Origin of the sequence: Paraburkholderia sp. GAS33, from assembly GCF_050436645.1 — a bacterium.
Taxonomy (GTDB): Bacteria; Pseudomonadota; Gammaproteobacteria; order Burkholderiales; family Burkholderiaceae; genus Paraburkholderia; species Paraburkholderia phenazinium_B.
In genome coordinates, this window is record NZ_JBNDMP010000002.1 from 414,582 (window position 1) to 427,973 (window position 13,392).

The 13,392-nt window shown below is 62.3% G+C and carries 13 protein-coding genes; 6 read left to right on the forward strand and 7 right to left on the reverse strand.

The window, feature by feature from the left end; translation table 11 throughout:
* Positions 1-10: 10 nt before the first annotated feature.
* From P3T24_RS08240 to cysS, 3 genes are all read right to left on the reverse strand, one after another.
* The gene (locus P3T24_RS08240) at positions 11-982 is read right to left on the reverse strand and encodes an acetyl-CoA carboxylase carboxyltransferase subunit alpha (RefSeq protein WP_074264219.1); all 972 of its coding nucleotides are present in this window, start codon (positions 980-982) and stop codon (positions 11-13) included.
* 144 nt (positions 983-1,126) lie between these two features.
* Positions 1,127-2,152, reverse strand: a complete 1,026-nt coding sequence (locus P3T24_RS08245) for a DNA-3-methyladenine glycosylase family protein (RefSeq protein WP_074264218.1) — start codon at positions 2,150-2,152, stop codon at positions 1,127-1,129.
* 47 nt (positions 2,153-2,199) lie between these two features.
* Positions 2,200-3,597, reverse strand: a complete 1,398-nt coding sequence (gene cysS, locus P3T24_RS08250) for a cysteine--tRNA ligase (protein WP_074264217.1) — start codon at positions 3,595-3,597, stop codon at positions 2,200-2,202.
* A 254-nt stretch (positions 3,598-3,851) separates the two neighbouring features.
* On the opposite strand from cysS, the gene P3T24_RS08255 reads away from it, so the two are divergent.
* The 4 genes from P3T24_RS08255 to P3T24_RS08270 all read left to right on the forward strand — a co-directional run bounded on the left by P3T24_RS08255 (position 3,852) and on the right by P3T24_RS08270 (position 6,809).
* Positions 3,852-4,580, forward strand: coding sequence for a tetratricopeptide repeat protein (locus P3T24_RS08255; RefSeq protein ID WP_429433682.1), 729 nt, complete (start codon positions 3,852-3,854; stop codon positions 4,578-4,580).
* Between the two features lie 59 nt (positions 4,581-4,639).
* Positions 4,640-5,221, forward strand: a complete 582-nt coding sequence (locus P3T24_RS08260; protein WP_429287143.1) for a peptidylprolyl isomerase — start codon at positions 4,640-4,642, stop codon at positions 5,219-5,221.
* Positions 5,222-5,387: 166 nt separating this feature from the next.
* Positions 5,388-5,882 carry a peptidylprolyl isomerase gene (locus tag P3T24_RS08265; RefSeq protein ID WP_074264214.1) on the forward strand — a complete coding sequence of 165 codons (495 nt, stop codon included), beginning with the start codon at positions 5,388-5,390 and terminating at the stop codon, positions 5,880-5,882.
* A 129-nt stretch (positions 5,883-6,011) separates the two neighbouring features.
* Positions 6,012-6,809 (forward strand): UDP-2,3-diacylglucosamine diphosphatase, encoded by a 798-nt coding sequence (locus P3T24_RS08270; protein WP_074264213.1) that lies wholly within the window; start codon positions 6,012-6,014, stop codon positions 6,807-6,809.
* 32 nt (positions 6,810-6,841) lie between these two features.
* Here the strand turns inward: P3T24_RS08270 and cysE are convergent, their stop codons facing one another.
* Both cysE and P3T24_RS08280 read right to left on the reverse strand, forming a co-directional pair.
* Positions 6,842-7,657, reverse strand: coding sequence for a serine O-acetyltransferase (gene cysE, locus P3T24_RS08275; protein WP_429433685.1), 816 nt, complete (start codon positions 7,655-7,657; stop codon positions 6,842-6,844).
* Positions 7,658-7,881: 224 nt separating this feature from the next.
* Positions 7,882-8,769, reverse strand: coding sequence for an RNA methyltransferase (locus P3T24_RS08280; protein ID WP_429434287.1), 888 nt, complete (start codon positions 8,767-8,769; stop codon positions 7,882-7,884).
* A gap of 311 nt (positions 8,770-9,080) precedes the next feature.
* Here P3T24_RS08280 and P3T24_RS08285 point away from each other — a divergent pair, with 311 nt between their 5' ends.
* Entirely contained in the window at positions 9,081-9,884 is an 804-nt protein-coding gene (locus tag P3T24_RS08285) for an inositol monophosphatase family protein (RefSeq protein WP_074264211.1), read from the forward strand.
* A 206-nt stretch (positions 9,885-10,090) separates the two neighbouring features.
* Positions 10,091-11,389, forward strand: a complete 1,299-nt coding sequence (gene lplT / locus P3T24_RS08290; protein ID WP_429404616.1) for a lysophospholipid transporter LplT — start codon at positions 10,091-10,093, stop codon at positions 11,387-11,389.
* Positions 11,390-11,471: 82 nt separating this feature from the next.
* Here the strand turns inward: lplT and P3T24_RS08295 are convergent, their stop codons facing one another.
* Together P3T24_RS08295 and P3T24_RS08300 are read right to left on the reverse strand one after the other, a co-directional pair.
* The gene (locus P3T24_RS08295; RefSeq protein ID WP_429433688.1) at positions 11,472-12,863 is read right to left on the reverse strand and encodes an FAD-binding oxidoreductase; all 1,392 of its coding nucleotides are present in this window, start codon (positions 12,861-12,863) and stop codon (positions 11,472-11,474) included.
* A 251-nt stretch (positions 12,864-13,114) separates the two neighbouring features.
* Positions 13,115-13,327 (reverse strand): DUF1059 domain-containing protein, encoded by a 213-nt coding sequence (locus P3T24_RS08300; protein WP_074264209.1) that lies wholly within the window; start codon positions 13,325-13,327, stop codon positions 13,115-13,117.
* Positions 13,328-13,392: the final 65 nt, after the last annotated feature.

A 13,392-nucleotide genomic window follows, 5' to 3' on the forward strand; every position in this document is an offset into this window, starting at 1 on the left:
ACGGGCCGGCTTATGCGCCGGGCGTCGTTTCCTTGAACTTGCCGTACGCCATCAGCCGTTCGAAACGGCGTTGACGGAGGTCCGGAACGCTCATGCCCTGGAACTGACGCAGCGAATCGGCCAGCGCGCGGCGCAGCATGGCAGCCATGCCCTTCGGATCGCGATGCGCGCCGCCGAGCGGCTCGTTGACGATCTTGTCGATCAGGCCAAGTGCCTTCAGACGATGCGCTGTGAGGCCCAAAGCTTCGGCCGCTTCCGGCGCCTTCGCCGCGCTCTTCCAGAGAATGGAGGCACAGCCTTCTGGCGAGATCACCGAATAGGTCGAGAATTGCAGCATCAGCACACTGTCGCCCACCGCGATGGCAAGCGCACCGCCCGAACCGCCTTCACCGATGATCGTCGCGATGATCGGCGTTTTCAGCTCGGCCATCACATACAGGTTACGGCCGATGGCCTCCGACTGGCCGCGCTCTTCCGCGCCGATGCCAGGATAAGCACCCGGCGTATCGATGAACGTGAAGAGCGGTAGACCAAATTTTTCGGCGAGGCGCATCAGGCGTTCGGCCTTGCGATAGCCTTCCGGACGCGGCATGCCGAAGTTACGCAGCGAGCGTTCCTTGGTATCGCGGCCCTTCTGGTGGCCGATCACCATGCAAGCCTGGCCGTTGAAGCGCGCAAAACCGCCGACAATAGCCAGATCGTCCGCAAACGCGCGGTCGCCATGCAGTTCGTGGAAATCGGTGAACAGTTCGCTCACATAGTCGAACGTGTAGGGACGCTGCGGATGACGGGCAATTTGCGAAACCTGCCACGGGCTCAGGTTTGCGTACAGATCTTTGGTGAGCTGCTGACTCTTCTTGGAGAGCCGATCGATTTCTTCCGAAATATCGACGGCCGAATCGTCCTGCACGAAGCGCAATTCTTCGATCTTCGCTTCGAGTTCAGCGATCGGCTGCTCGAAATCCAGAAAAGTGGTCTTCATTGGTTGTAATCCTTGGACTTACCAGGCAGCGCGTATTCTAACCGCGACCGCCGCTGTCAAAACTACCTCGAAACTATCGAATTCGCGAAACCGATAGTCTCGGGTAGCCTCACATCACATGACATCAAATCAGGTCGTGGCAGATTAATAGTCGACCGGCAATGGATCAAGACTACGCCACATATACCAGGTGGCGACTGTGCGCCACGGCTCCCAATTCGCAGCAACCTCGCGCGCCTCGCTGCGCGTGACGGGTTCGCCACTGAAGTAATTGACGCTGATGGCGCGGATCAGGCCGAGATCGTCCAGAGGCAGGACGTCCGGACGCGAGAGATTGAAGATCAGGAACATCTCCGCGGTCCAGCGGCCGATACCGCGGATCTGCGTGAGCTCGGCGATCACCGCCTCGTCTTCCATCGTGGTCCACTTGCCGACGTGCAAGGCGCCCGAAACGAAGTGCTCGGCCAGATCGAGAATGTATTCCGCCTTGCGCCTGGACAGGCCGCACGCCATCAGCTTGTCCTGCCCCAGCTTGATGAACTGCTGCGGCACGAGCTTCGGACACGCACTTTCGACGCGATGCCACGCCGCCTGCGCCGAAGCCACCGAAATCTGCTGCCCCACCACCGAGCGCGCGAGCGTCACGAACGGATCGCCGCGGCTCAACAGATGCACCGGGCCGAACTTCGGAATCAGTTTCTTGAGAATGCGATCGCGCTTGACGAGATCCGCACACGCCTTGTCCCAGTAGTCGGGGCGTGTGACTTCCGGCGTGAGACCGCCAACCTGCACCGGCACGGCGACTTCCGCGTCGTCCAATGCACGCGTTTTGCGCACGACTTCACCTTCATGCAGCGTGTCGCGCGCGAGTTCCTGTACGTCGCCGGCGAGTTCTGCCGGCACGGCACCATTGCCAGCATGATTTTTCACGCGTGTTGTGCGCGATGCTTTTGCGCCTCTCGCGAGCTTCGGCGCATGCGCTGACGCACCGTTGAGCGCGCGCTTCACCGGGGTGTTCTTCGCGGCGCTACCTGCCTTGGCGGCGACCTTCGCCGCGGCGGGCACCGCTTTGATCGCGCTGCCGTTACGCGCGCGAGTCGATTTCACTGCAGCTGCCGCGCCTGTTTTAGACGCAGCCCGTTTAGACGGCGTCTTCGTGGCCGTTGCCATCCTGCCTCCTGCCTGGCGAGTCGATCAAAGGGAAGTACGAGGTGCGCTCACACGCGCCGCCACTCGGTCAACCCGCCGGGTTTGTCTTCAAGTGCAACGCCAGCCTCGAGCAATTCGGCCCGAATCCGGTCTGCTGCCGCATAGTCCTTCGCCTGCTTGGCGGCCACGCGCGCTGCGATCTTCGCTTCGATCGCGGCGGGCTCGAGCGCGCCATCACTCACGCTACCCGCAGCCTGCTGCAGGAATGCACGCGGCTCACGGCCCAGCAGTCCGATGATGCGCGCAAGCGCACGCAGTTGTCGGGCCAGCGCGGCGTCGCGCGTGCGGTTTACCTCACTTGCCAGCTCAAACAGCACCGACACTGCAACCGGCGTGTTGAAGTCGTCGTTCATCGCCGCCCTGAAACGTTGCGCATGCGCTTCGTTCCAGTCGAGTTCGGCGCCGTCCGGGCTCACGTCTTTCAGCGACGTGTACAAACGCGTGAGGGCGTTGCGCGCGTCGTCGATATGCGTGTCGCTGTAGTTCAGCGGCGAACGGTAGTGCGCCCGCGCAATGAAAAAACGCACCACCTCGGCATCGTACTGCGCGAGCACTTCTCGGATCGTGAAGAAGTTGCCGAGCGACTTCGACATCTTCTCATTGTCGATCTGAACGTACCCGTTGTGCATCCAGTAATTCACAAACGTTTGACCTGTCGCGCCTTCGCTTTGCGCGATTTCGTTCTCATGGTGCGGAAACTGCAGATCCTGCCCGCCGCCATGAATATCGAAATGATCGCCGAGCAGCGTGCAGCCCATCGCCGAGCATTCAATGTGCCACCCGGGACGGCCGCGGCCGTACTTCGAGTCCCAACCCGTGTCCACAGGCTCCTCCGGCTTGGCCTGTTTCCACAGGACAAAATCGAGCGGATCCTGCTTCGCGTCGTTGGCCGCCACACGCTCGCCTGCGCGTAGATCTTCGAGCGACTTGCCCGATAGCTTGCCGTAGCCAGAAAATTTTCGCACGGCGTAATTCACATCGCCATCACTCGCCTGATAGGCGTAGCCGTTTGCTTCCAGCTTGCCGATCATGTCGAGCATCTGCGGAATGTAGTCGGTTGCGCGCGGTTCGAGATCGGGACGCTCGATGCCGAGCGCATCCGCATCTTCATGCAGTGCGGCAATGAAGCGATCGGTCAGCGACTTGATCGTCTCGCCGTTTTCGACGGCACGGCGGATGATCTTGTCGTCGATATCGGTAATGTTGCGCACGTAGGTCACCTTGTAACCGAGCGTGCGCAACCACCGTTGCGCGATATCGAACACGACCATCACGCGTGCATGACCAATGTGACAATAGTCATACACCGTCATCCCGCAGACGTACATCCGTACGACGCCCTCTTGCAGCGGCACGAAAGTTTGCTTGTCACGCGCGAGCGTGTTGTAGATGCGCAGTGATTCCATAGAGACGATGCGTGGGTCGAAAGAAATCCGCAATGTTTTTCGTGCGCGCCGCGCCCGCTTCTGATACCGGCCCGGTACAAGCTCAGTACAAAACAGGTGTAGCGCATACAGCAGCAAACCGGTGCACCGGGTGCGGCGGTCAGGCTGCGATCAAGGCGGGACGACCACGAGTGGCGAAAGACAGTATGCGGTTCAACGGAACGCGCAGACCTTTTGTTAGAATGGGTCGGAGTATAACATCCAGACCCGAGCCTATGAAACCTTCCAGCGGCCGCGCGCGAAGCGCCGCGACCCTCGCCGCCACGGCCCTGTGCGGCCTCGCCGTCATGCTGCTGCCGGGCGCGCCTGCCTATGCGCAGAAGTCCCCCATGATCCCGCAGGGTGCTCCTGTGCGCGACAACACGCCGGAAATCGACGCGTTGATTGCAAAGCAAAACTGGAACGCCGCGCTCACCCAGCTCGACGCCCGCATCGCCGCAAATCCGCGCGACGCGCAGGCGCAGTTCAAGCGCGCCACGGTGCTGGCTCAACTGAATCGCGACGACGAAGCCATCAACGCCTTCATTGCGCTGACGCAGACTTACCCGGAATTGCCGGAGCCGTATAACAACCTTGCGGCGCTGTACGCGAAGCACGGGCGCTATTCGGAAGCACGCGCGGCACTCGAAACCGCGACCAAGGCGAACCCCAACTACGGTCTCGCCTACGAAAATCTCGGCGACCTGTACCTGCGCCTCGCGGCCTCCGCCTACCAGCGCTCGCAGGACCTGGGCCAGGCAAGCGGGCCGACGAAGCAGCGCCTCGCCGACATCCAGAAGATCGTCTCGCCGCCAAAGAGTGCGGCGCAGCCGGTCAAGAAGGTTGCCGCACCGCAAGAGGACGCGACGCCCGTCATGCCGAACATCACGAACTCGCCAAGCTTCCAGTTCGGCGGCTCGAATGGCTCGCTCGCCCTGCCGCCTTATATGGCGCCGTCGCAATAACTATGCGTATCCGTATCGCACACTCATCGCCAACGCTTTTTTCCACCCTGAGGATCTTCATGAAATGGTTGATGCTGGCGCTCGGTAGCGCCGCCCTGATCGCGAACGCACCCGCCTTTGCCCAGTCCGCCACGCCGGCGACGCATCCGTCCGTGCTCTTCAAGACCACTGACGGTGATATCCGCGTCGAGCTGTACCCCGAGAAGGCGCCGAAGACCGTCGCGAACTTCCTCGACTATGTGAAATCCGGCCAGTACAGCGGCACGATTTTCCATCGCGTGATTCCGGGCTTCATGATCCAGGGTGGCGGCTTCACGCAGAGCTATGCAGAAAAGCCGACTCGCGCGCCGATCCAGCTTGAAAGCCGCAACGGCCTGAAGAACGTCGTCGGCACGATCGCCATGGCACGGACCAGCGACCCGGATTCGGCCACCTCGCAATTCTTCATCAACACGGCGGATAACGCCGGCCTCGACTATCCCGGTCAGGACGGCAACGGCTACGCCGTGTTCGGCAAGGTCACCTCCGGCATGGATGTGGTGAAGAAGATCGAAGGCACGCCGACCACGACGCGCGGCCCGATGTCCGACGTACCGCAAACGCCGATCGTGATCGAATCGGCTACGATCGTCAGCAAATAAGCAGACCGGCATAGAGACACAAGCAGGCAAGAACACAGGTTAGCAAGCGCACCCGCCGGCGATGCAGTCCGTGGTCGCCCTTGCAACACCACTGCCCCTGGCGCGGCCCCATCCACCATGCGATGCGCCGCGCCTTTCACCCTCCTGTTCATCAAAGGATCCCATCATGGTCGAACTACACACGAATCACGGCGTCATCAAACTCGAACTGGACGCCGAGAAGGCACCGAAGTCGGTTGAGAACTTCCTCAACTACGTGAAGGCCGGTCACTACGACAACACCGTGTTCCATCGCGTGATCGACGGCTTCATGATTCAGGGTGGCGGTTTCGAACCCGGCATGAAGCAAAAGCCGACCGAAGCGCCGATCACCAACGAAGCGAACAACGGTCTGAAGAACGTCAACGGTTCGATCGCGATGGCGCGCACCAACGATCCGCATTCGGCGACGGCGCAATTCTTCATCAACGTGAACGACAACGACTTTCTGAATCACTCGTCGCCGACGCCGCAAGGCTGGGGTTACGCCGTGTTCGGCAAAGTGGTCGACGGCCTCGACATCGTCGAAAAGATCAAGAAGGTGAAGACGGGTTCGAAGGGCTTCCATCAGGACGTGCCGGCGGACGACGTGATCATCGAGAAAGCGGTCATCGTCGAATAAGCAACGGGCCGTGCGTCAGCGGTTGCGGTCGCGGGTTCAGCTGCGGCCCTGGGTTTGGCAACAACACGCTGGCGCACAGCGCGCAGTTCGGCGAAGCATTTAACTGCAACTGAAATCAGGCAACCTTCAATGCTGCAAGAAACGCCGCTGCGAAGCGTCGCCGCGGGCGGGCCAGGCGAGGGCAGACGCCCGCATGGCGCACGCCCGCTGTTTCTCATCTCAGACCTGCATTTGAGCGAGGACATTCCTCGCACGGTCGCCGCGTTCGAACACTTCATCCGCATCACGGCTGAAGAAGCCGATTCGGTTTTTATCCTCGGCGACCTGTTCGAATACTGGATCGGCGACGACATGCTGAGCGATCCGTTCGTCGCGCGTATGGCGACGCTCATGCACACGCTGTCCGAGCGCGGCATCGCGCTCTATATCATGCACGGCAATCGCGACTTTCTGCTCGGCAAGCGCTTCATGAAAGCGGCCGGCGCAATCTGGTTGCCCGACCCGTTCGTGATCACCGCATTCGGCGCACGCATCACGCTCGCGCATGGCGACGCGCTGTGCACCGCCGATCATGCGTACATCCGTTTTCGCCGCGTTGCACGCAGCCGCTTCGCGCAAATGCTGTTTCTCGCCTGGCCATTCAGATGGCGCCATGCGCTGGCCAAACGGATGCGCTCGGCGAGTCAGGAGAGCCGCGCGCGGCCGGTCTCGCCGAAATACGACGTGACGCAGGAAGGTGTAGCTGCGTTGTTCAGGGAGACGGGGACGGCAACCATCGTGCATGGCCACACGCACCGGCCGGCACGGCATCGCGAGCCGGGTGGTACGCGCTGGGTACTGCCGGACTGGGACCTCGATCACGGCGAACCCCGAGGCGGGTATTTGCGGATCGACGCCGATGGGCTGAGAGCCCTCCCCCTGGACTAGGCGCTGCGTCAGTCTTCCGATTGAGCGCGGGACTAGCTCTCAACGGCTACCCCATCCACGCGCCCCGCGATCGCTGCGGACAGGCGACGCAGATCGAGCAACGCCGCGTCTGCGCCCTGCAGCGCTTCGAGACGCGTACCGAGCCGCTCCAGCGCTGCGACGATTTCGTCGATGCGTTGCGACTGCGTCGCCGCATGATCGATCAGACCGTGAATGGCGAGCGAAACCGGATCGTCCGCATTCGGCGTAATGCCGTAGGCACAGAATGCGCCGCGCACCGCGGCCTTCTTGTCGCAATCACGATCAGGACCAGCAGCCTCGCGTGCGGGCGCTACGGGCATGATCACCCGTGCCGGATTGCCCACTGCCGTGCCGCCTGCCGGCACCGGCTTGACGACCACTGCGTTCGAACCGATCTTCGCCTCCGCGCCAATCGTGAAGCCACCGAGTATCTTGGCGCCCGCGCCGACGATCACACCGCGCTCGAGCGTCGGATGCCGTTTGGCGCCGCGCGTGAGCGAGGTACCGCCCAGCGTCACGCCCTGATAGATCGTGCAGTCGTCGCCGATCTCCGCCGTTTCGCCGACCACGACGCCCATGCCATGATCGATAAACACCCGGCGACCGACGGTTGCGCCCGGATGGATCTCGATGCCGGTCAGAAAGCGCGCCATCTGCGACACGAAACGCGCCAGCCAGCGGCGTTGCGCCCGCCAGCAGGCGTGCGCGAGCCGGTGCAGCACGAGCGCATGCAGACCGGGATAACACGTGAGCACTTCCCAGGCGCTGCGGGCGGCGGGATCGCGCTCGCGGATCGTGGCGATGTCTTCGCGAAGTCTCGTGAACATGGCAGTGACGCTTTCGTGGGGACGTGGGGCCGGGTGCCGCATGGCGGCGCACGACGGAGCGCTGCCGTTAGCAGACCGGCAGCTTTGCTTAGAACGTTTTGGGGAATTGTAGGGGCGATTGCGTCAACCTGCTGGATGCCCCCGTTCGCGGCAAGGTCGTCAATGCGCGCCGAGAGGTCGGCGCGCATGCTCAGGATGCGCAGTGGGACAGGCGCGCCCCGTCCTCAGGACGCGCCGTCGTCCGGCTGCTTCACCTTCAACAGGATGTGCTTCGCGATGCCGCGCACAATATTCACCTCTTCGCGCTCGAGCCCGGAACGGGCAAAAAGACGCCGCAGGCGCGACATCAGTTTCTTGGGGTTATGCGGATCGTGAAACTCGAGCGCCACCAGCGCACTTTCGAGGTGCGCAAACATGCCTTCGATTTCATCGCTGGGCGCGAGCGAGCCGTGCGCCGCGGCACCTTGAGCTACTAGCCCTTCGGAGTCAGTGTTCACGCCGTTGCCAACATTAGCGCCAGCCCTGCTCCCGCCACCGCCAGCAACGGCGCCCGCAGCCCCGCCCGCGCCGAGATACGCGGTGCGCAACTCATACGCCAGCACCTGCACGGCTTGCGCCAGATTGAGCGAGCTATATGCCGGATTGGCCGGAATATGCGCGAGCACACTGCAACGCTCGACGTCCTCGTTCGACAGCCCCGTGCGCTCATTGCCGAACACCAGTGCGATATCACCGTGCACAGCATGTTCGCGCGCCTGCCCCGCAGCCGCGCGCGGCGCGAACTGCGGCGGGCCGTATTCGCGCGAGCGCGCCGTCAGCGCCACCGACCAGTGCACGCCATTGAGCGCATCCGCCAACGTCGGCACCACATGCGCGCCGGCCAGCACATCGTCCGCGCCGCTCGCCATGGCGATCGCTTCGGGATCGGACTGCACATGCGGCACGCGCGGGGCCACCAGCACGAGACGCGAGAAGCCCATGGTTTTCAGCGCACGCGCTGCGGCGCCGACATTGCCGGGATGACTGGGCTCGACGAGCACGAAGCGGGTCGACGTGAAGCCGCCGCGCACAGGCGCAGCGCTGTCCGGGCCGCAGATCCCGGAGGACGGCAGAGAAGACGAAGACGGATTGTGGGGTTGGGCCACGATAAAAATAGGGGGCTAAAGGCCCCTATGGTAGCGCCAACCGGCGCGCAAAACCTACCCGCATCGGATGCTGCGCTGCCGTAGAGCCCCGGACTCGGGTAAAATCACGGCTATTCGCGCCGTCTTTGCACGAGCGCCTCGTTCTTATTCAATTCGTCTCCGTCGACGGAACGCCGGTCAAACGGTCGTTCCGTGTTGTTTCAGCTGCGTAGTGGCAGCGCATTTACAGTTCATTACCGGTAAGCAGCCGCGCTGCCCCGGCACAAGGATCCAGGCTCATGCATCCCATGCTCAACATCGCCGTCAAGGCCGCGCGCCGCGCCGCGCAGATCATCAACCGGGCGTCGCTCGATCTCGACCTGGTCCAGGTCAGCAAGAAACAGCACAACGATTTCGTCACGGAGGTCGACAAGGCATCGGAAGCCGCGATCATCGATACACTGAAGACCGCCTACCCGGATCACGCCATCCTCGCCGAAGAATCCGGCAAATCGGACAACGAGTCCGAATACCAGTGGATCATCGACCCGCTCGACGGCACCACGAACTTCATCCACGGCTTCCAGTACTACTGCGTGTCGATCGCTCTGGCGCATAAGGGCATCGTGACTCAAGCCGTCGTCTACGATCCGAACCGCAACGACCTGTTCACCGCCTCGCGCGGCCGCGGCGCGTTCCTCAACGACCGCCGCATCCGCGTGGGCCGCCGCGACCGCCTCGCCGACGGCCTGATCGGCACGGGCTTCCCGTTCCGCGAAACCGACGGCCTCGAGTCGTACGGGCGTCTGTTCAAGGAAATGACCGAAGCCTGCGCCGGCCTGCGCCGCCCGGGCGCGGCTGCGCTGGATCTGGCGAACGTCGCCGCGGGCCGCCTCGACGGCTTCTTCGAACAGGGCCTGCATGCGTGGGACATGGCTGCCGGCAGCCTGCTGATCACCGAAGCTGGCGGTCTGGTGGGCAACTACACGGGCGATTCGGAGTTCCTGCATATCGGCGAAGTCGTCGCGGGCAACCCGAAGCTGTACGCGCAAATGGTGCCGATCCTGTCGCGCTACAGCCGCACGAAGCAGCCAGCGGCCTGAGGCCGTAACACGCGCTGCAGCATGTGCAAAGCGGCTTCGGCCGCTTTTTTTCTTGGCGCGGCCGTCCGGCTGGCCAGTATCCGCTAACGCTGCGCCTGCATGCGACGCCGCTTCATGCTACAAAGCGTCAGGCCGCACCGGTATCGTTTTCATCGTACCGGCGTGCTTTTGGCGCACGACCCTCGCGCAGCATCCCGAACTGCTTAATGAAAAAAGGCTTCTATACGATCATCGCGGCGCAGTTCGTGTCGTCGCTCGCCGACAACGCGCTGCTGATCGCGGCGATCGCGCTGCTCTCGGTCATCCGCTCGGCCGCGTGGGTGACGCCGCTGCTGCAGATCTTCTTCACGGTTTCGTACGTGTTGCTGGCGCCGTTCGTCGGTGCGTTCGCGGACGCGCTGCAAAAGCGTCATGTGATGTTCGTCTCGAACGCGTTAAAGGCCAGCGGCTGCCTGATGATGATTGCCGGCGTGCATCCGATGATTGCGTACGGCGTGGTCGGTTTCGGCGCGGCGGCCTACTCGCCTGCCAAATACGGCATCCTGACCGAACTGCTGCCTCCCGACCGGCTGATCACGGCAAACGCATGGCTGGAGTCGGCCACAGTACTGTCGACGATCGTCGGGACCATGCTGGGCGGCGCGCTGATCAGCACGTACGCCTCCAACTTCGTAACGCATGCCCGGCTGCCACTGATTCATTCCGCAGCCGATCTGGCAATGCTGGCAGTGATGCTGACCTATGCGATCGCGGCTGCGATCAATGTGGGGATTCCCGACACGGGCGCGCGCTATCCGAATCGCCTCAAGGAGCCGAAGAAACTGGTGGGCGATTTCACGCATTGCTTCAACGTGCTGTGGGCCGACAAGCTCGCGCAAATCGCGCTGTGGGTCACCACGCTGATGTGGGGTGGCGCGGTCACGCTGCAGTTGCTGGTGTTGAAGTGGGCGGATGTGAACCTTGGACTGTCGCTATCGAAAGCGGCTGTGATGCAAGGCATTACGGGGCTCGGTATTGCGGTGGGCGCGGCGGCGGCTGCGACGCTGGTGCCGCTGCGCAGTTCGCTGAAGGTGCTGCCGATCGGCATCATTACCGGCGCGGTCGCAATCGGCATGGCGTTCTATAGCAAGGGACTGTTTCCGCCAGGCATGGGCATTCGCGTCGGTCCCTTTGTTGCGCCGATTTATATCGTGCTCGCCTATCCGCTGATGATTCTGCTCGGCGCGCTGTCGGGGTTCTTTATCGTGCCGATGAATGCGCTGCTGCAGCATCGCGGCGCAACGCTGCTCTCAGCGGGCCATTCGATTGCCGTGCAGAATTTCAACCAGAATCTCGCGGTGCTGCTGATGCTCGGTTTGTACGCGATTCTGCTCACGGCGAAGCTGCCGGTGCCGTGGATCATCGTCGTGTTCGGCACCTTCATTACATTCATGATGTGGCTGGCGAAACGCCGTAGCACGGCGAACGCGCGCAAGGTCGATATGCGCGCGCTGGTTGGAGAATAGCGGCTCGCGAAGGTGATGGCCTGTGCGTGGACAGTCGCGGGAGTCCCCAGGTCCCCGACGACTGACGCGCACCGGATGCCCGTTACGACACAGAAGGCTGGATGTTCTGATTGAAGCGAAACAGGTTGTGCGGATCGTACCGGGTCTTCACCGCGACGAGACGATCGTAGTTCGGACCATAGGCCGCGCCGATACGCCCGGTCTCGTCCTGCGTCAGGAAGTTGACATACACGCTGCCCAGTGCGAAAGGCGCAGCCGCCTCGAAGAAGCCGCGTGCCCATGCGATGCATCGGTCATCGTCGCTTGCGTCGCTCCAGCGTCCATGCACATTCATGACATATGTCGCGTCGCGGTTCGGATAGGCCGTGGCCTCGACCGGAACACGGGTTGTTTGAGCCCCGATCTGACCGAAGAAGATCTCGCATTGCGGCGACGGCAGCTTGTCAATGGCGTCAATCAGCACGTCCAGCAGTCCGTCCGGCAACTCGGCCAGATTGTGCGACTTCCAGTAGTTGCGCGCACCGGGCGTCAGCAGCGGATCGAAAGCCTGTTGCCACATCGCATAAGGCATCGGGCCGAGATGTTCTCCGTACGGGGTGCCGAAGTGGCGCACCGCGTCGAGCGCGCCCGGCCCATCAGCAACTGCGCCGTTGTAGCAGCTTGCAAAAGCGATGATCGGTTTGCCGTGGACATCCTGCGGCAGAAACGGCAGCGGCGGCGCGAGGCGCAGCACGGCCCATACAGAGAGTTCGTCCGGCATATCGTCGATTGCAGCGCGATATTTCCTGAGCGCGTCTTTTGCCTGTTCCAACGGCAATACGACGAGCCCGCCGAACACCTCCGGCCCAACTGGATGCAGCTGGAATTCGAACATCGTAACGACGCCGAAATTGCCGCCGCCGCCGCGAATCGCCCAGAACAGATCCTCATGCGCATCGGCAGCGGCACGAACCAGTTCTCCGTCCGCCGTAACGACATCCGCCGAGACGAGATTGTCGACCGTCATCCCGTACTGGCGGCTGAGCCAACCGAAGCCGCCGCCAAGCGTCAGACCCGACACGCCCGTCGTCGAATTGATCCCGAGCGGTGTCGCCAGCCCGAAAGCCTGCGCTTCATGGTCGAAATCGGCAAGCGTGGCACCCGGTTCGACATAGGCGCGACGCGCAGCCGGGTCGACCCGTACCGATTTCATCGGCGACAAGTCGATCATCAGTCCGTCGTCACAGACCGCGCTGCCTGCGATGTTATGCGCGCCGCCGCGCACAGCCAGCGGCAAGTCGTTATCGCGCGCAAAGGCTACTGCACGGCGAACATCGGCCACTCCCGCGCAACGCACGATGACAGCCGGACGACGGTCGATCATTGCATTCCATATGCTGCGCGCTTCGTCGAAACCGGGATCGGCAGGCAACAGCACTTGCCCTCTCGTCGCAACTTTCAGTTCTTCGATTGCATTGCTGGACAAATTGACCATGAGACACCTCCTGGAATGCGGACGACATTTGAGGCAACAGGTAAGGGAGTCGAAATCCTGAAGGTCTTGCCTTCATCCAGGGGTGCCAACAAGACTCATCAACATCGATGAGTCCGTGCAGCCAATCTACGCGAAGGATTTTTTGTTCACGGCGGGATGCGTAGCTACGCTCGGATCCAGTTCGTTCCTGAGCGGTTGGGCATCGTGATGTGACTGCCCGATAACCGGTCGCGCGTGCGGGTGCGCGAGCATTACGCGTGACGCGGTGCTTCTACCGGCGGCGTGCCGTCATGAAACAGCGTCTTCAACTGCGAACGCAGTTCTGGAGAATCGGCATGCTTGTGAACCGTGACCGCGTGCTGTACGGCCGCCTCCAGCAGCTCATTTTCGGAATCCGCGGATAGCGCGATAGAGCAGTTCATTTCGCTCGGAAATTCCCGGCAATCGATGTACTTGCGCGTCATGATCCTCTCCTCATACGATAGTAGTCATGGGCTTTACGTGAATGACCGCGCGGGATGCCGCGCGA